The 17,577-nt window shown below is 69.6% G+C and carries 18 protein-coding genes, 1 tRNA gene and 1 riboswitch; of the genes, 2 read left to right on the top strand and 17 right to left on the bottom strand.

All coding sequences use genetic code 11. The features are described from left to right. From ACK5F2_RS00565 to ACK5F2_RS00645, 17 genes are all read right to left on the bottom strand, one after another. A partial coding sequence (locus ACK5F2_RS00565; RefSeq protein ID WP_409862032.1) for an aminotransferase class I/II-fold pyridoxal phosphate-dependent enzyme occupies positions 1–589 on the bottom strand: 589 nt, incomplete at its 3' end. Positions 590–602: 13 nt separating this feature from the next. Beyond that, the gene (cbiB, locus tag ACK5F2_RS00570; protein WP_409862101.1) at positions 603–1,526 is read right to left on the bottom strand and encodes an adenosylcobinamide-phosphate synthase CbiB; all 924 of its coding nucleotides are present in this window, start codon (positions 1,524–1,526) and stop codon (positions 603–605) included. Positions 1,527–1,534: 8 nt separating this feature from the next. After that, the gene (gene cobO / locus ACK5F2_RS00575; protein WP_409862033.1) at positions 1,535–2,104 is read right to left on the bottom strand and encodes a cob(I)yrinic acid a,c-diamide adenosyltransferase; all 570 of its coding nucleotides are present in this window, start codon (positions 2,102–2,104) and stop codon (positions 1,535–1,537) included. A 33-nt stretch (positions 2,105–2,137) separates the two neighbouring features. Then, positions 2,138–3,436 carry a cobyrinate a,c-diamide synthase gene (locus ACK5F2_RS00580; RefSeq protein WP_409862035.1) on the bottom strand — a complete coding sequence of 433 codons (1,299 nt, stop codon included), beginning with the start codon at positions 3,434–3,436 and terminating at the stop codon, positions 2,138–2,140. Between the two features lie 9 nt (positions 3,437–3,445). Then, positions 3,446–4,231, bottom strand: a complete 786-nt coding sequence (locus tag ACK5F2_RS00585; protein WP_409862037.1) for an ABC transporter ATP-binding protein — start codon at positions 4,229–4,231, stop codon at positions 3,446–3,448. Beyond that, positions 4,228–5,235, bottom strand: a complete 1,008-nt coding sequence (locus tag ACK5F2_RS00590; protein WP_409862038.1) for a FecCD family ABC transporter permease — start codon at positions 5,233–5,235, stop codon at positions 4,228–4,230. The genes ACK5F2_RS00585 and ACK5F2_RS00590 overlap by 4 nt, the downstream gene beginning before the upstream one ends. After that, positions 5,235–6,158, bottom strand: a complete 924-nt coding sequence (locus ACK5F2_RS00595; RefSeq protein WP_409862039.1) for an ABC transporter substrate-binding protein — start codon at positions 6,156–6,158, stop codon at positions 5,235–5,237. Before ACK5F2_RS00595 ends, ACK5F2_RS00590 begins: the two co-directional genes overlap by 1 nt. Next, complete coding sequence (gene cobU / locus ACK5F2_RS00600; RefSeq protein ID WP_409862040.1) at positions 6,155–6,712, bottom strand: bifunctional adenosylcobinamide kinase/adenosylcobinamide-phosphate guanylyltransferase; 558 nt, start codon at positions 6,710–6,712, stop codon at positions 6,155–6,157. Before cobU ends, ACK5F2_RS00595 begins: the two co-directional genes overlap by 4 nt. 20 nt (positions 6,713–6,732) lie before the next feature. Continuing rightward, a complete protein-coding gene (locus tag ACK5F2_RS00605) occupies positions 6,733–8,682 on the bottom strand; it encodes a TonB-dependent receptor domain-containing protein (RefSeq protein WP_409862041.1) in 1,950 nt (649 codons plus the stop codon). A gap of 72 nt (positions 8,683–8,754) precedes the next feature. Continuing rightward, positions 8,755–9,005, bottom strand: a riboswitch (cobalamin riboswitch). Continuing rightward, a complete protein-coding gene (locus ACK5F2_RS00610) occupies positions 9,001–9,495 on the bottom strand; it encodes a hypothetical protein (protein ID WP_409862043.1) in 495 nt (164 codons plus the stop codon). It overlaps the preceding riboswitch by 5 nt. Positions 9,496–9,516: 21 nt before the next feature. Next, on the bottom strand, positions 9,517–10,176 hold the full coding sequence (gene pth, locus ACK5F2_RS00615) for an aminoacyl-tRNA hydrolase (RefSeq protein ID WP_409862045.1): 660 nt from the start codon (positions 10,174–10,176) through the stop codon (positions 9,517–9,519). Positions 10,177–10,284: 108 nt separating this feature from the next. Continuing rightward, positions 10,285–10,908, bottom strand: a complete 624-nt coding sequence (locus ACK5F2_RS00620) for a 50S ribosomal protein L25/general stress protein Ctc (RefSeq protein ID WP_409862046.1) — start codon at positions 10,906–10,908, stop codon at positions 10,285–10,287. Positions 10,909–11,042: 134 nt separating this feature from the next. After that, a complete protein-coding gene (locus tag ACK5F2_RS00625; protein ID WP_290296197.1) occupies positions 11,043–12,005 on the bottom strand; it encodes a ribose-phosphate pyrophosphokinase in 963 nt (320 codons plus the stop codon). Positions 12,006–12,191: 186 nt separating this feature from the next. Further along, positions 12,192–12,268, bottom strand: a tRNA-Gln gene (locus tag ACK5F2_RS00630). A gap of 42 nt (positions 12,269–12,310) precedes the next feature. Then, complete coding sequence (ispE, locus tag ACK5F2_RS00635) at positions 12,311–13,279, bottom strand: 4-(cytidine 5'-diphospho)-2-C-methyl-D-erythritol kinase (RefSeq protein WP_409862047.1); 969 nt, start codon at positions 13,277–13,279, stop codon at positions 12,311–12,313. Positions 13,280–13,296: 17 nt separating this feature from the next. Next, on the bottom strand, positions 13,297–13,824 hold the full coding sequence (locus ACK5F2_RS00640) for an outer membrane lipoprotein LolB (RefSeq protein WP_409862048.1): 528 nt from the start codon (positions 13,822–13,824) through the stop codon (positions 13,297–13,299). Further along, entirely contained in the window at positions 13,821–15,560 is a 1,740-nt protein-coding gene (locus tag ACK5F2_RS00645) for a tetratricopeptide repeat protein (protein ID WP_409862049.1), read from the bottom strand. The genes ACK5F2_RS00640 and ACK5F2_RS00645 overlap by 4 nt, the downstream gene beginning before the upstream one ends. 123 nt (positions 15,561–15,683) lie before the next feature. Here ACK5F2_RS00645 and mutM point away from each other — a divergent pair, with 123 nt between their 5' ends. Together mutM and mutY are read left to right on the top strand one after the other, a co-directional pair. Continuing rightward, positions 15,684–16,511 (top strand): bifunctional DNA-formamidopyrimidine glycosylase/DNA-(apurinic or apyrimidinic site) lyase, encoded by an 828-nt coding sequence (gene mutM / locus ACK5F2_RS00650; RefSeq protein WP_409862050.1) that lies wholly within the window; start codon positions 15,684–15,686, stop codon positions 16,509–16,511. Further along, positions 16,508–17,554, top strand: coding sequence for an A/G-specific adenine glycosylase (gene mutY / locus ACK5F2_RS00655; RefSeq protein ID WP_409862052.1), 1,047 nt, complete (start codon positions 16,508–16,510; stop codon positions 17,552–17,554). The genes mutM and mutY overlap by 4 nt, the downstream gene beginning before the upstream one ends. Positions 17,555–17,577: the final 23 nt, after the last annotated feature.

The raw sequence follows: 17,577 nt of genomic DNA on the forward strand, positions 1-17,577 counted from the left end.
GGTCTGCCCCAACAAGGCCCTGGGCCGGGAGGGGCGGCGCCTCGCCGTCCAGGCGCAGGGTCTCGTAGGCGCGGTCCACCACCAGGGTCACGCCGGGCAGCTCGACCAGGGCCTGCAGGGCGGCGCTGCCCATGCTGCCGCCCGTCGGGTTGCAGGGCTCGCAGGCCCAGACCAGGGCCGGGCCCCTGGGGCGCGGCAGCTCATCGGGGCCGTAGGGCCGCACCCGCAGGTCCAGGGCCTGGGCGGCCAGGGCGTAGTCGCCAAAGCCCGGGCAAGGCACCCAGACCTCGCGGCAGTCACGCGCCAGCAGGGCCGCCAGGGTCAGCCTGCGTATGGCCTCGGCTCCGCCGCTGGCCACCAGCACCTGCTCCGGCGCGCTCAGGCCCTCGCCCGCGGCCAGCTGTGCGCGCAGGGTCAGGTATTGCGGGTCGGGGTAGCGGCTGCGGTCAGCGGCCTGCACCGCGCGGATCAGGCCCAGGGGCGGCCCCAGCGGGTTGGCATTGGTGGAGAAGTCGTGCGTGATGGGCGGGCCGCCGTCGGGCCCGCCGTGCACGGGCAGCAGCGGGATGTGAGGTGTGGGTCCGGTCATCGCGATGGCGTCTTCAGAGGCGCCAGCCCAGGGCCAGCAGCACCAGCAGGCCGCTGCCGCGCCACAGGGCGAGGCGGGCGCGCCGCAGGGCCAGGGCCATATGCGCGGACTCGGGCGCCACGCCCTCGGCATTGAGACGGTAGACGCCGGGCTTGCCCAGGCTCAGCCCCAGGTCCAGGGCCATGGCCGCCATGGGCCAGCCACTATTGGGCGAGGGCGTGCGCACCGCCTCGCGCAGCAGGCGCGGCAACTGCCACAGCGGAATCATCAGCAGGCCGGTGAGCCGGGCCGGCAGCCAGGACAGCACATCGTCGGCCCGGGCCGCGAACTTGCCGGACCACTCGCGCTGATCGCGGTAGCCCCACATGGCGTCGGCGGTGTTGGCGAAGCGGTAGAGCGCGGCGCCCGGCAGGCCGGCCAGGGCGAACCAGAACAGCGGCGCCACCACCGAGTCATTGAGGTTCTCGGCCAGGGTCTCGATGGCGGCCTCGCGCACCTCGGCCGCGCTCAGCGCCCGGGTATCGCGGCTCACCAGGCGGGCCAGGCGGGCGCGGCCGGCCTCCAGCGACTCTTGCAGTGCCGCTTCCACGGCCTGCACCTCCTCGGCCAGCATGCGCCAGGCCAGGAGGGGCTTGAGCAGCAGGCCGAGCGCCAGGGCGCAGAGCAGCAGGCCCGGCAGGCTGGCCCAGGGCCGCAGGGCCTGCATCAGCAGCATCTCCAGGCTCAGGGCCAGGGCGGCGCTGAGCAGGGCACCCAGCAGCCAGGCCAGGGCTCCGCCGACAAAGGCCGGCCCCGGCCGCAGGGCCGTGAGGCGCGGGCCGAAGAAGCCCAGGTACTGCCCCATGCCCACTACCGGATGCAGGCGCGCGGGCGGCTCGCCGAAGAGCCGGTCCACCAGCAGCGCGATCAGCATGGCCAGGGGCAGGAGCAGGGGCATCAGGCTCATCAGTCTTCGATGCCGCGCTGAGCCGGCACACCGGCCTTGAAATGGTGCTTGATCAGCGTCATCTCGGTCACGGTGTCGGCCAGGTCGATCAGCTCTTGCGGCGCGCCGCGGCCGGTGAGCACCACATGCACATGGGCGGGGCGCTCGCGCAAGGCTTGCAGCACCGGCTCCAGCGGCAGCCAGCCGTAGCGCAGGGGGTACATGATCTCGTCCAGCACCACCAGGAAATGCTCGCCCGCGGCGATGGTTGCGGCGGCGCGCGCCCAGCCGTCGCGTGCCAGCTGGGCGCTGTGCTCCAGGTCCTTGCTCTTCCAGCTGAAGCCGTCGCCCAGGCCCTCGATGGGCACGCCCAGCTGCTCGAAGAGGCGGTGCTCGCCGAAGCGCGCGCTGGGCACCTTCATGAACTGGTAGATCTTGACCGCCTTGCCGCGGCCATGGGCGCGCAGGGCCAGGCCGAAGGCGGCCGTGCTCTTGCCCTTGCCGTCGCCGGTGTGGACCAGGATCAGGCCGCGTCGTTCGGCGGTGGGGATGATGCGTTCGCGGTCGACCGGGGGTTTTTCAATCTGCATGGCTTGGCGCTGTGAGCGCTTGGGTGGGCGTGATCAGCCGGCAAAGAAAGCGGCGATGGCCTCGGGGTTGGAAGGGAAGTAGTGGTGCACATAGCTCGCGCGCAGCGAGCCCTGCTGGTAGAGCGCCTCGGCCGCCTTGCCGCCATTGGGATTGCTGGCGCGGGCGATGGGCGGCAGCGGCGTCTCGAAGCTGGAGTAGTGAAAGGTGTGGCCGCGCAGCTCACCCTCGGGCCAGGCGATGGCCTGCAGGCCCAGGGCGGCCAGGCGCGGCTCCCGGCGGGCCTGGCCGGGCAGCAGGCCGGCCATGGCGTGCTCTTGGCCCTGGGCGTCCGTCAGGCTCACGGCCAGGGCCAGCATGCCACCGCATTCGGCCAGCAGGGGCTTGTTGGCGGCCAGGTGCGCGCGCAGGCCGCTGAAGAAGGCCTTGTTGGCGCGCAGGGCCTGGGCATGCAGCTCGGGGTAGCCGCCGGGCAGCCAGAGCGCATCGCAATCGGGCAGGTGCTCGCCCTCGGCCGGCGCGAACAGGAGAACCTCGGCGCCCAGGCGGCGCAGGCAGTCCAGATTGGCCGGGTAGATGAAGGAGAAGGCACTGTCTTGCGCCACGGCGATGCGCTTGCCCGCCAGCAGCGGAGCCGGCGCCGGCTCGGGCGCGAAGCCTGCGGCCGCGAAGTCCACCGGCGCGAACTCGAAGCCGGCCGAGGCCGCGGCCCAGGCGCGGGCCCATTCGTCCAGCTGGGCGTCCAGCCCCGGCAGCTCGCGGGCCTGGACCAGGCCCAGGTGGCGCTCGGGCAGGGCCAGGTCTTGCCGGCGCTGCAGGGCGGCCACCAGGGGCAGGTCGGCGGGCAGGCCCTCGGCCACCATGCGCCCATGGCTCTCGCTGCCCACGCGGTTGGCGACCACGCCACACAGGCGGATGCGGCCTTCGCGGTAGCGCTGCAGGCCCAGGGCCAGGGCGGCAAAGGTCTGGGCCATGCCACCGGCGTCGATGACGGCCAGCACCGGCAGATTGAAGGCCTCGGCCAGGTCGGCGCTGCTGGGCGCGCCGTCGTACAGGCCCATCACGCCCTCGACCAGGATCAGGTCGGCCTGGCCGGCGGCCTCCAGCAGCAGGGCGCGGCAATGTGCCAGCCCGCCCATGAAGAGGTCCAGCTGGTAGACCGGATGGCCGCTGGCGCGCTCCAGGATCATGGGGTCCAGATAGTCGGGGCCGGTCTTGAAGACGCGCACCTTCTTGCCTGCGTTGCGCGCATGGCGGGCGATGGCAGCGGTGACGCTGGTCTTGCCCTGGCCGGAGGCCGGGGCGCTGATCATCAGGGCGGGGCAGCTTGTCATGAAGTGGGGTCAGGTGTTGAGTGCGATCCAGCGTGCGCCCACCTGCAGGATCTGCAGGCGCTGCTGGAAGACCTGCTGCAGCGCGGCATGGGTGGCGCTGTCGTGGGGCGCGCCGCGGTGCAGGATGCGGCCGCCGTCCATCACCACCAGCTGCTGGGCCTGCAGGGCGATATTGAGTTCATGCAGCACCGAGACCACGGCGGCGCCTGCGGCCACGCGCTCGCGCACGATCTGCACCCAGTCGCTCTGGTGCGGCGGGTCCAGATGGGCCAGGGGCTCGTCCATCAGCAGCAGGGGGGCTTGCACGGCCAGGGCGCGGGCCAGCAGCACGCGCTGGCGCTCGCCGCCGGAGAGCCGGGCCAGGGCGCGCTCGCGCCATTCCCAGCTCTGGGTCTGGCGCATGGCCTGTTCCACCGCCGCGCGGTCCTCGGCGCTGGGCGGGGCCAGCCAGGCCTGGTGGGGCAGACGGCCCAGCATCACCACCTCGTAGGCGCTGAGCTCCTCGGCCACGCTTTCGTTCTGTCCCAGCCAGGCCACCTGGCGGGCGCGCTCGCGGGCCGGCCAGTCGGCCCAGTCGCGGCCCTGCAGCTGCAGGCTGCCCTCGAAGGGCAACAGGCCGGCCAGCGCGCGCAGCAGGGTGGACTTGCCGGCGCCGTTGGGTCCCACGATGGCCGTCCAGGCCGCGGGTGCGGGGGCGAAGTCCAGGGGATGCAGGATGGGCGTGCCGCCCAGCTTGAGCTGGTGCAGGCGCAGGCTCTGATGGGCCGGCTGCAGCCGCGGTGTGCCGGGGCTCATCGCGCCACTCCCAGGCCGCGCGGGCGGCGGTGCATCAGCCACAGCAGATAGCTGCCGCCCAGCAGGGCCGTGACCACGCCCACCGGCAGCTCCTGCGGGGCGATCACCCAGCGCGCCAGCACATCGGCCGCCAGCAGCAGCACGCCGCCGGCCAGGGGCGCGAGCAGCAGCAGGGCGCGGTGGGTGCAGGGGCCCCAGCTGCGCACCAGATGCGGGGCCACCAGGCCCACGAAGGCGATCAGGCCACACTGCGCCACGGCGGCGCCGGTGGCCAGGGCCAGGGCACCGATCAGCAGCAGACGCACCGCCGCCAGGCGCACGCCCAGGGAGCGGGCCGTGGCCTCGCCCAGGCTCAGGGCGTCCAGGGTGCGCGCACAGCCCTGGGCCAGCAGCAGGCACAGCAGCAGGGTGCAGGCCATGATCTGTACCGCACTCCAGCCCACATAGCCGGTGCTGCCCAGCATGAAGGCCTGCATGGCGCGCAGGATGTCTGGGTTCATCAGCGTGAGCAGGGCCGAGCCCGAGCCCAGCACCACGCCCACGATCACGCCGGCCAGCAGCAGGCGCAGGGTCTGCTCCACGCCGCGGGCCAGCAGCAGGGTCCGCAGCACCGCGCCCACGGCGCCGGCAAAGGCCGCGCCCGTCATGCCCACGCGCAGGGCCAGGGCCGTGGCCGCGGGCGAGAGCCCCACCACGCAGAAGAGCAGCAGGGCCACGCCCAGGGAGGCGCCGGCCGAGCAGCCCAGCAGATAGGGGTCGGCCAGCGGGTTGCGGAACAGGCCCTGGGCAATGGCCCCGGCCAGGGCCAGCAGGGCGCCGGCCAGCCAGGCGCCCAGGGAGCGCGGGGCGCGGATGTCCCAGAGGATGAGCTGCATGGCCGCATCGCCCGCCGATGCGCCCAGCCAGGGGCTCCAGCCGGTGCTGCCTATGGCCAGGCCCAGGCCCAGCAGGGCGGCGCTGGCCAGCAGCAGCATCAGCAGCCACAGGGGCTGACGCCCGCTCATCAGCGCATGCCCCCGGGCGGGGCGTTGAAGGGCGTGGTGGGCCAGGGCACGGGGCCGGTGGCGGCCTGGCGCAGGCAGCGCGCCATCAGGGCCGCGGCCTCGCCCATGCGGGGGCCGGGGCGCACCAGCACGTCCGATTCGCCCGGCACCCAGACGCAGATCTTCTTGTCGCGCACCGCGCGGATGTTGTGCCAGCCCGGTCGCGTGGGCAGGCCGTTGGCGCTGCGCTGGCCCACCATGATGAGCTGGGGGTCGGCGCGCACCACGAACTCGGGGTTGAGCTTGGGGAAGGGGCCAAGCTCTGCCGGCACCACATTGCGCGGGCCCAGGCGGTCCAGGATCTCGCCGATGAAGCTGGCGCGGCCGGCGGCATAGGGCGCGGCATCGACCTCGTAGTAGACGCTCAGCGCGCGCGCCGCGGGCGGCAGCTGCTGGGCCTGCAGGGAGATGGCGCCGTCGATGCGGTTCCAGATGCGGCGTGCGTCATCGGGCTTGCCCAGCACCTGGGCCACCGTGCCCAGCACGCGCTGCACATCGGCCATGCTGCGCGGCTCCAGGGCGATGACCTTGAGGCCCAGGGCCTCCAGGCGGTCAATCACCCGAGCCGAGACGCCCAGCAGCACCACATCGGGCTTGAGCGCCACCAGGGCTTCGACGCTGGTGTCGTCCAGGCCGCCCAGCTTGGGCAGGGCGCGCACGCTGGCCGGGTAGTCGGAAAAGCGGTCCACGCCCACCAGCCGGGCGCAGTCGCCCAGCTCACACACCGTCTCGGTCAGCGAGGGCAGCAGGCTGACGATGCGCTTGGGCACATCGGGCAGGGTGACGCTGGCGCCGCGGTCGTCCTTGATGGCGATGGGCGCGGCCGATGCCAGCGCGCTCAGCGCCAGCAGCGACAGCGCCGCAAGAGCCGTTCGTATCCTCATTCGCTCGTCCTCTCCACGGGGCGGGTCCAGGCCTGGCCGGCCACCATCAGGGTCAGGTTTTGACAGCGCTGGGCCACGGCCTGGTTCAGCCGGCCCAGCTCGTCCACATAAAAGCGCGCCTCGCGCGTCATGGGGCTCACGCCCCAGCCCACCTCGTTGGAGACGAAGAGCACGGGTGAGGGCAGCTCAGGCAGGGCCTGCAGCAGGGCCGCACGCTCTGTGGCCCAGGCGGCCAGATCGGGCTGGCCCTCCATGGGCATCAGCCAGTTGGTGAGCCACAGCGTCAGGCAGTCCACCAGCAGCAGGCGGCCGGGGCGGGCCGCCGCCTGTAGGGCCGCCGTCAGGTGCAGCGGCGCCTCCACGGTGGCAAAGCCCGCCGGCCGGTCGGCCTGGTGACGCGCGATGCGCTCGCGCATCTCCGCGTCAAAGGCCAGTGCCGTGGCCAGCACCGCGACCTCGCCGCCGCTGCGCTGCCAGGCAAGCGCCAGGCGCTCGGCCTGGCGCGACTTGCCGCTGCGCTGGCCGCCGACGATGAGGTGGTGGGGCACGGTCATCGCTGTGGGCTCGGCCAGGCTCAGAGCTTGGGGTTGAGGCGCACGCTCAACATCAGGGTGCGCGGGGCCTGGGCGTAGCCGCTGGCGGTCTGGTAGACCTTGTCCAGGGCGTTGTCCAGGTTGAGCTGCAGACGCACTTGCGAGTTGACGCGATAACCCAGGTCCAGGTCCAGCAGGCCGTAGCCGCCCAGGGTACGGGTGTTGGCATGGTCGTCAAAGCGCGAACCCACGCCGCGCAGCTGCACGCCGCCGGTCCAGTCCTGAACCTGCTTGCTCACACGCAGATTGGCCAGTTGCTTGGCGCGCCGGCCCAGGCGCTTGTCGGTGGCCAGATCACGTGGGTCCTGCCAGTCCAGACCCGCCTGCCATTGCAGGCCCAGCAGCTCGGTGCCACCTTGCAGGCTGACGCCGCGCAGCTGCACGCGGGCCAGATTGCCGTAGCAGCCGTCCCAGGTGCCGGGCTTGGGCACGACGACCGGATAGGCCGGGCATTGGCCGATGAAGCCGGCGTCGTAGCTGATCAGATCCTTGATGCGGTTGTTGTAGACGGTGAGGCTGGCACGGTTCACACCCTGCTCATAGCTCAGACCCAGCTCGCGGTTGCGGCCATGCTCGGGCCTGAGGGCGGCGCCGCCGTCCTTGGGGCCGTACTGGCTGAAGATCTGGTAAAGCGTCGGGGCGCGGAAGGCGCTGCCGGCGCTGGCCCAGACGCGCCAGCCCGTGGCCGGGCGCCAGCCCGCGGCCAGGGTGCCGGTGTTGACGCCACCGAAGTCGCTGTCGTCGTCGCGGCGGACATGCAGCTGCGCATCCCAAGGGCCTTGGCTGAAGAGGTAGCTGGCGGCCAGGGCCTTCTGGTCGCGGCTGCCCTGGCCGGCGACGGCGGGTCGCAGGCCGGAGTTGACGAGCTGGTCTGCGCGGCGCTCCATCAACAGATTGAGCTGCTGACCTGCCGCCCATTGCCAGCTGGCGCCCAGAGAGTGCTGACGCACCTTGGTTTCCGTGAGGTAGGTGCTGCGGCCGTTGGTGGTCGTTTCGTAGCGTTCGGTGGACTGGCCGCTGCTGAGCTCGGTGCTGAGGGTCTTGGCCCATTGCGCGGCCCAGAGTGCGCGCGAGATCTGGGTCTTGTGCAGATTGCGGTCATCCACGCCGGGAGCTGGCTTGGCCATAGCGTCGTAGGCGGCATCGCTGTCGGCCTGGGTATGCAGGGCCTCGAGGCGGTGCTGGGCATTGATCTGCCAGCCCAGGCGACCATTGAAGCTCTCCTGGCTCCAGCCGTCGCGATCGGGCTCGTAGCGCGGGTCATTGAGCACCGGGCGGGTGTTGAAGCCGCTGGCGCGCTCCAGGGCCGCACCCAGGGCGTAATCAAAGTCGCCCAGGCGGCCGCTGAGGTGCATATCGCCCTTGCCCAGGCCCAGGGAGCCCAGGGCGCCGCCGAGTTCCAGCTGGGCGCCGTCGCCGCCCTGGCGGGTGAAGACCTGGATCACGCCGGCCACGGCATCCGAGCCGTAGACGCCGGAGGCCGCACCGCGCACGATTTCCACGCGCTCGATCTGGGACAGGGGAATGGCCTCCCAGGCGGCGCCGCCGGAGCCGTTCTGCGTGTCCATGCGCACGCCATCCACCAGCAGCAGGGTGTGCTGGTTATGGGCGCCGCGCAGATAGAGCTGGGTCAAGCTACCGGGGTTGCCGTTGCGGACCATCTCGAAGCAGCCCTGGCGGCTGAGCAGGTCCACGAGATTGCCATAGCCCTGGCGTTCGATGTCGGCGCGGGTCAGCACCGTGGTGTCGGCCAGCACGCGGTCCAGGCTGAGCTTGGAGCGGGTGGCGGTGACCATGACCTGGTCCAGCTTGTTGGGGGCGACCTGGGCCTGGACGTTCAGGCTGGCGCCCAGTGAGGCGGTCAGGGCGAGCGGGAGCGCGCGCAGCATGGCGCGAGGCAGGCGTGCGGGACGCCGGGCAGGGGACTTCATGAGGAGAAGGGATCAGCGGTTTGACCAGGCGCCAGCTTCCCCGCAGGCCCCTGTGAAACGAGGCCCCATCTTGGCGGGGCCTCACCTGTTGGCCGGTATCCGGGCTGGCGGATCTGGCCTGCTGCGTCCTTCCCAGCCCTCTTGCGAGGGGCCAGTGGACTGCTGTGCAGAGGCTGGAGGCTGCCGCTGGGGCAATCTCATCCGCTTACCGTTGCGGGGACAGCTCAGGTTAGGCTTGCGCCGTGGGCGCGCACCCTCCTGATTCCCGTTTAACTGCGCGAGTCCGGAAGACGCGCGCGAGCACCAACGGGGCGGATTCTAGCCGGAGGCGGCGGCCGCATTCGTGGCCGGTGGCCTGGGCTTGGTGGTGCGCGGCTTCTGGGTCTTGGGCGGCTTGCTGCTGAAGACAGGCTGGGCTGCCGGCTTCGATGCGGCCGGCGCTACCGCCGCGGGCCCGGCCCGCCCGTGGATGGCGGCGACGCTGCCGGGCGGCCGGGTCTCGAGTTCGCGCCTTTCCTTTTCCAGCTGCCGGGCCAGGCGCGCATCGCGCTCCGCCATCCTGCGGGCCTCGCTGCGCTGGGCGGCGATAGGCTCGTCGTAGTCCAGGCGCTGGCCGGGCTTGTGCAGGGCCTCGGGACAAGGGGCATCGCGCAGTTCGCGGCCCTCGGGGCCGCAACGCCAGAGGGTGGTGCTTTGCCTCTGCGTCTGCGCCGCACTCAGGCTGCAGAGGCCGGCGGCCAGCAGCGCAAGAAGCGCTTGACGCTTGCGCCAGAGGCGGCGCGGACACAGGGCAGTTCGGGATGAGGCTCGCATGGCGAAGCCCTCCGAGCGGACCTAGGGTTGATCGAGACCTCTCTCGGGCTCTGCCGCTTCTGGACCGCCGCTGCGGGGCGGTTTGGGCGGCTTGGGCCGGGGAGGCTTGGCATGAATCTTCATCATGGCTCGCTCCATCTCGCCTTTCAACATCAGCTCGACCGTCTCCAGGGATTTGGCGATGCAGTCCTCGATCTTCTCGCGTTCGGCTTGTGGAGGTTTGCGCAGCACATAGCCCGCCACCTCGGACTTGATGCCGGGGTGGCCGATGCCCAGGCGCAGGCGCCAGAAATTGGCCGAGCCCAGCTGGGCCTGCATGTCCTTCAGCCCGTTGTGGCCACCATTGCCGCCGCCCTGCTTGAACTTCATCTCGCCGGGCAACAGATCCAGCTCGTCGTGCACGGCCAGGATCTCCTCGGGCGCGATCTTGAAGAAGCGCGCCAGGGCGGCCACCGACTTGCCGCTGAGGTTCATATAGGTCATGGGTTCCAGCAGCCAGATGGGGCCGCTGGCGCCGGGCGCGTTGTTGATGCGCGCCACCAGGCCGTGATAGCTGCGCTCCACCTGCAGGCTGCCACCCAGGCGGCGGGCCAGCAGGTCTATCCACCAGAAGCCCGCGTTGTGGCGGGTGTCCTCATACTCAGGACCTGGGTTGCCCAGGCCGACAAACAAGCGAATCATGGCGAGATTATTCCTGGGGACCGAGGTGGACGCGCAGACGGCTGGACATGAAAAAAGCCCCGGCTGCCGAGGCGCCCGGGGCTTTTGTCCTGGGAGGACCGAAAGGGCTTACTTCTTGCCCTTCTTGCCCGTCTTGTCGTCGGCGGCCGGGGCGGCGACAACGACGATTTCCTCGGCCTTGGGGGCCACAGCAGTAGCGACGGCCGGGTTCGGCTTGCCGTGCACCACGACCTTGACGCCGGCGGGCAGCGTCAGGTCGTTGACATGCAGGGAGTGACCCAGGGTCAGACCGCTCAGATCCACTTCGATGAACTCAGGCAGCTGGCGAGCCAGGCAGGTGATGTTCAGCTCGGTGATCACATGATCCACGGTGCACTTGTCGTTCTTGACGGCCACGGAGTCCGCTTCGCCCTTGAAGTGCAGGGGGATCTTCTTGGTGATCTTGGTGGTGTCGTCCACGCGCTGGAAGTCCACGTGCAGGACTAGCGGCTTGTACGGGTGGTACTGCACATCGCGCAGCAGGACCTGGTCGACCTTGCCGTTCAGTTCCATCTCGAGGATGGTGCTGTGGAAGGCTTCCTTCTTCAGGGCATGGAACAGGGCGTTGTGGTCCAGCTCGATGTTGGTGGGCTCGCCAGCGCCGAAGACGATGCCGGGAACCTTGCCCGACAGACGCAGGCGGCGGCTCGCTCCGGTCCCCTGCAGCTTGCGCTCAAAAGCGGTGAATTTCATAACTAACTCCAAAATTGCCGGTGCGCCACCATGGCGTACCGGGGTGGAAGGCCCGCGACCAGGCTCTTCCGGACACAAGGCAAGGCCTTGTGCGTAGCAAAAGGCCCGGTCTTGCGACCGAGCCTTCTGAATGCTTAGAAATTGTTGTTCTGCTCGGAGAACAGCGAGGTGACCGATTCGCCGTCCGAGATGCGGCGGATGGTCTCCGCGAACAGGAAGGCGACGGACAGCTGGCGGATCTTGCCGCAGGCCTTGGCGGCCGCAGACAGCGGAATGGTGTTGCTGATCACCACCTCGTCCAGGTGCGAACCGGCGATGCGCTCAATGGCCGGGCCCGACAGAATGGGGTGGGTGCAATAGGCGAACACGCTCTTGGCACCGCGGTCCTTCAGCACCTCGGCGGCCTTCACCAGCGTGCCGGCGGTGTCGATCATGTCGTCCATGATCACGCAGTTGCGGCCGTCGATCTCGCCGATCACGTGCATCACTTCGGAGACGTTGGCGGCCGGGCGGCGCTTGTCGATGATGGCCAGGTCGCAACCCAGCTGCTTGGCCAGGGCGCGGGCGCGCACCACGCCACCCACATCGGGGCTCACCACCACCAGATTGTTGTAGTTGCGGGCCTTCAGATCCGACAGCAGCACCGGGCTGGCGTAGATATTGTCGACGGGAATGTCGAAGAAGCCCTGGATCTGGTCAGCGTGCAGATCCATGGTCAGCACGCGCTCGACCCCCACGGTCTCCAGCAGATTGGCCACCACCTTGGCCGAGATCGGCACACGGGTGCTGCGAGGACGGCGGTCCTGGCGGGCGTAGCCGAAGTAGGGGATCACGGCGGTGATGCGGCGCGCGCTGGCGCGCTTGAGCGCATCGACCATGATCAGGAGTTCCATCAGGTTCTCGTTGGTCGGTGCGCAGGTGGGCTGGATCACGAACACATCGCGAGCCCGCACGTTCTGCTGAATCTCGACGGTGACTTCACCATCGGAGAAACGACCGACCACGGCCTTGCCGAGCTCGAGGCCCAGATGGGTGGCGATTTCTTGGGAGAGGACCGGGTTTGCGTTGCCGGTGAAGAGGACGGTGTTGAGCAGCACGGCGGCCATCCCTTTGTGAAGGACCCGTGGTCAACCAGCGTGTCCCGGTCTTTCAGAACCAGAAGCCCGCACGGCGGGCCTCAGCACGAACAATGCCCGCGGAGCAGACATTTCACGAACGGTGGAATTCTGCATTGCAGAACCCATCATGAGTAAAGCCCGCAGAGCGGGCTTCATCATAATTTTTGGCAGGGGAGGAAGGACTCGAACCCTCGCATGTCGGAATCAAAATCCGATGCCTTAACCAACTTGGCGACTCCCCTACACAGGACACTGCAGAAACTGCAGCGACCGGTATTCTAGCATCAATCTGAGGCCCATTCTTTCAAAGGATGCTGCTTCAGACTGCGACATGTTTTCCCAATCCAGCCAGAAGGCAAACCCTCTGGAACTGTCGCCATGGATTGGTGCGACATGCCATATTTCCCGTCCACTGCCTCAGCTTCCACTCTCGCGAAAACTGCGCTGCCGGATCCCGTCATGCGGCTGTTGCCGAATCGAGTTTCCAACCACAGCAGGCCTTGTCGAACTTCGGGGCAGATTGTTTCGGCCGGCTTTTGCAGGTCGTTGCGACCAAAGCCATCCAGAAAACTTTCAATCCCCTCCGCCCCATCAGCCACTTCGCTTACTCGCCGTTTCGGCTTGTTTGCGTCGCTGCTGTTGTGTGCAGGAAAGCCCGCTACTATAGCCACAGATTTTGACTTTGCCAAGAGTTCGCTCGAAAAAATTTCCTTGGTGGCGATGCTGGTGGGCGGTTTGAGAACAAAGTAGCCCTGTTCGGGCAGATGGATGGGGTGCAGGATCTCGCCGATGCCCTCGACAAAGGCGTTGTCGCCGCCCAGGAAGAAGGGCACATCGGCGCCCAGCTTCAGGCCCAGGGTCAGCAGGCGCGAGCGCGGCCAGTTCAGGTTCCAGAGCCGATTCAGGGCCAGCAGGGTGGATGCGGCATCCGAGGAGCCGCCGCCCATGCCCGCGCCGGCCGGCAGACGCTTTTCCAGATGGATGTCCACGCCCAGATCGCTGCGGCCGGCCTCGGCCTGCAGCAGGCGTGCGGCGCGCACGCAGAGATCATCCTCGGGCAGGGCCGCGGCGGCATCCTGTCCGTCGTGGCGGCGCAGCAGACCGTCGCTGCGGCGCTCGAAGTGCAGGGTGTCGGCCCAGTCGATCAGGGCAAAGATCGACTGCAGCAGGTGATAGCCATCGGAGCGCTTGCCCACCACATGCAAAAAGAGGTTGAGCTTGGCCGGGGCCGGGACGTCGTAGAGCGCTTGCATCGAAGATGGGAACAGGGTCAGGGGGTGAGCCGGGCACGCAACTGCACCACGGGCTCGGCGGCACGGCGGGCCAGCAGCAGGCCCTCGTCAAAGCGGGACAGATCGATCTGCCAGCCCAGCTGGGCAAAGCCGCGGGCGGGCTCGGGCAGGGGTTCGGAGGGGCTCTCGGGCCAGGGCCGACCGCGCAACCAGTCGAACAGGGCTGCCACAGGCACGGACTCGCCCAGCATCTCGCGGGTCAGGGCGTCGAGGTCTTCATAGCGCCGCTCCTCGCCGGGGGTCTGCAGCAGCACCTCGCCCGGGCTCCAGCGTGCACGCGCCACCAGGCTGCCCAAAGGCGTGCTCAGTTCCAGTCGGCCGGCGGCGGCCGAACCCAGCAGCTCGAAGCTGGCGCTGTCACCACCCCGGCCTTGCACCTGCACCGAGAGCCGTCCGCTCAGTCGCAGGCCGGCTTCGTCAGGCAGGGGGTGTGTCTCGGGCTGCAGGCCGGCGCAGGCGCTGAGCAAAGCGGCCAGGCAGATGGCCGCTGCCGCGCGCCAGCTCATCGGGCCTTCAGGCGCTGACGGGTCTCGCGCAGGGCCTCGTTCTTGGGATCGCGGCGGGCGCCCTCGTTCCAGATGCGCAGTGCTTCCTCGCGGTCGCCCATGGTCCACAGCACCTCACCCAGATGGGCGGCGATCTCGGCATCGGGCCGCGAGGCATAGGCCTGGCGCAGCAGGCGCAGAGCCTCCTGGTGATTGCCCAGACGGAACTCCACCCAGCCCAGGCTGTCCACGATGAAGGGCTCGCTGGGCGCGTACTGCAGGGCCTTGGCGATCAGGCTCTTGGCCTCTTCCAGGCGCAGATTGCGCTCCGCCAGCGAGTAGCCCAGGGCGTTGTAGGCGTGGTAGTAGTCGGGCTTGATCGCCATGACCTTGCGCAGCAAGGTCTCCATCTGTTCCAGGCGGTTCAGCTTCTCGGCCATCATGGCCTGTTCGTAGACGATGTTGGCGTCTTCGGGAAAGCGTTGGCCGGCCTGCTCCAGCACCGCCAGTGCGGCCTCCCACTGCTGCACTTCTCGCAGCAACTGGGCCTCGGCCATGAGCTTGGCGCGAACCTGCTCGTCCCGCTCGGCGGGCAGGGCCTGCAGCAAGGCTCGTCCCTTGGCCAGCTGTCCCTGGCGGGCCATCAGCGAGGCACGGCGGTAGCTGACCTCCATCAGTCGCTGAGGCGCGTCGACCTTGGCCAGCCAGCCTTCGGCGCTGCGCAGATCGCCGCGCATTTCCGCGACCTGCGCCAGCAGCAGCCAGGCCTGCTGGCGCGAGTCCTTGTGGGTCTCGGCGTCGTCGGCCGGCAGCTTGTCCAGTTTGGACAGATAGGTCAGCAAGGCCTTCTCGGCCTCCTCGGGGTGGCGCAGATCCAGTTCCAGCGCACCCAAGGCGTACCAGGCCGGGGCGCTGTCCGGCGCGGCCTGCGTGACCAGACGGAACTCGCGCGCCGCATCTGCCGTACGCTGCATGCCCGCCAGAGTGCGGCCATAGGCCACGCGCAGCACATGGTTGTCGGGCTGACGCTGCAACCGGGCACTGATCAGGACCTCAGCTGCCGGGCGTTCCGGCATCAGATCCATGGCCATCAGGGCCACTTCGTCGGCATTGGGAAAGTCCTGCGCCGCGCTGTTCGTGAGGACCAGCGCCTTGTCGGCCTGATCGGCGCTCAGGGCCATGCGGGCCTGCACCAGAAGCGCCATCATGCGGGTTGCGGCCTGCTGGCTGGCGCTTTCCAGCACCGGTGCCAGGGCGGTGTAGACACGGGCGGGCTCGGGTGAGCGCTGGAAGAGTCGGGGCAGGGAAGCCAGCACCGCATTGCGCTGGGCCTCGGGTGTGAGGTTCAACAGGCTTTGCAGCGGCGCAGCCACCTCGCCCGGGCGGTTGAGGGCCGCCAGCAGCTGCAGAATGGTCTGGTGGGCTTCAATGGAACTGGGGACCGATTCGCGCCAGGCCTTGGCCGCGATCAGGGCCTGATCACCGGCGCGGGCCTGCAGGGCGATATTGACCACACGGCGATAGAGCTCGCTGTCACCGGTGCGGCGCGCCGCATCCAGCAGCACCTGGAAGGCCACGCCGGGCTGGCCGGCACGCAGCTCCATCTCGCCCACCAGCAGCTGATAGAACAAGGGGGCATCCAGATCGGAGTTCTTAACCGCTGGAGCGCTGGCCGGCGTCGCGGCTTGGGCCTGTGCCGGCCCGAGCAGCAACAACAGGCTGCTCATCGCCAGGGCGGTCAGGGTGTGTTTGGGCATGCGGGCTCCTGGATCGACGGCGTCCGCCATGATGCTGGCGCCGTATGGCTGGATTGTGTTCGATTCTAGAAGTGCCCCAGGGGCGCGCCGGGGCTTGGGTCGGCGCTTATCATGCGCCCCGCCATGCCGGAATTGCCCGAAGTCGAAGTCACCCGCCGCAGCTTTGCCGACGCCATCGAGGGCGCCCGCGTGCTGGAGGTGCGTCTGGGCAAGCCCCTGCGCTGGCCCCTGGGTCTGGACCCGGACGAGCTGCAGGATGCCCGCGTGGGCGCGGTCCAGCGCCGCGGCAAATACCTCTGGCTGCCGCTGCGCAACACGCGCCTGGACGGCGGCCTGCTGATGCATCTGGTCATGTCCGGCAGCCTGGCCTTCACGCCGCGCGACTCGGCGCCCGGGCCGCACGATCACTTTGACCTGTGCACCGACCGCGGCCTCTTGCGCCTGCATGACCCGCGGCGCTTCGGCGCCGTGCTGTGGTCCGCCGGCCTGGACCGGGCACCGGCCGCGCCCCTGCTGGCGCGCCTGGGCCTGGAGCCCTTCGATCCGCGCTTCAATGGCGAGTACCTCAAGATCGGGCTCTCGGGCCGGCGCGTGGCCATCAAGCAGGCCCTGCTGGCCGGCGACATCGTGGTGGGGGCCGGCAATATCTACGCCTGCGAGGCGCTCTTCCTGGCCGGCATCGACCCGCGCCTGCCCGCCCACCGTCTGAGCGGCCCACGCAGCGAACGCCTGGCCCAGGCGGTGCGCGGCGTGCTGGGCCGCGCGCTTGAAGCGGGTGGCACCACCTTGCGCGACTTCCGCGATGCCCATGGCGTGGCCGGCAGCTTCCAGATGCAGGCCCAGGTCTATGGCCGCGAGGGCGAGCCCTGCCGCGTCTGCGCCACGCCCATACGCCGCATCGTGCAGGGCCAGCGCTCCACTTTTTTCTGCCCCAGCTGCCAAAAGAAATGACGCCGGCCATCAAGCCCGATGTGGAACTGCCGCGCGAGTTCGCCACCCTGCTCGTGGCCTGGCAGCGCCGCCATGGCCGCCACGAGCTGCCCTGGCAGAACACCCGCGACCCCTACCGCGTCTGGCTGTCCGAGATCATGCTGCAGCAGACCCAGGTCACGACCGTGCTGGGCTACTACCAGCGCTTCCTGCAGCGATTCCCCGATGTGCGGGCCCTGGCTGCCGCGCCGCTGGACGAGGTGCTGGCCCTCTGGCAGGGCCTGGGCTACTACAGCCGCGCGCGCAATCTGCACCGCTGCGCCCAGGCGGTGGCGTCCCAGCATGGCGGCGAGTTCCCGGCGAGCGCGGCCGCCCTGCAGGAGCTGCCGGGCATAGGCCGCTCCACGGCGGCGGCCATCGCCTCTTTCTGCTTCGGCGAGCGCGTGGCCATTCTGGACGGCACTGTGAAGCGGGTGCTCTCGCGCCTGCTGGCCTTCGAGGGCGATCTGGCCGGCAGCGCCGCCGAGAAGCAGCTCTGGGCCCATGCCCAGGCCCTGCTGCCCGCGCGCGAGGCCGATATGCCGGCCTACACCCAGGGCCTGATGGACCTGGGCGCCAGCCTTTGCGCGGCGCGCAGCCCTCAATGCCTGCTCTGCCCGGTGAGCGAGCTCTGCCGGGGCCGGGCCGGCGGCGAGCCCACGCGCTATCCCATCAAGACCCGCAAGCTCAAGCGCAGCCGGCGCGAGAACTGGTGGCTGTGGCTGGAGCATGAGGGCCGCATCTGGCTGGAGCAGCGACCCGAGACCGGGGTCTGGGCCGGGCTCTGGACCCTGCCTCTTTTCGATGACGAGGCCGCACTATCGGCCCAGGCCGCGGCGCTGAGTGCGGAGCTGGAGCTCATGCCACGCATCGAACATGCGCTGACGCATCTTGACTGGGTGCTGCACCCGCGCCGTGCCAGCTCGGTCAGCGGCAATCCGCCTGGCGAAGGGCGTTGGGTCGCCCGCGAAGACCTGGCGGCCTATGCCTTGCCCGCCCCATTGAAGCGGCTGATCCAGGGCTGATCGCTCGGCTGAGGTGGCGGGTC

Origin of the sequence: Roseateles sp., assembly GCF_046300915.1 — a bacterium.
Lineage (GTDB): Bacteria > Pseudomonadota > Gammaproteobacteria > Burkholderiales > Burkholderiaceae_C > Kinneretia.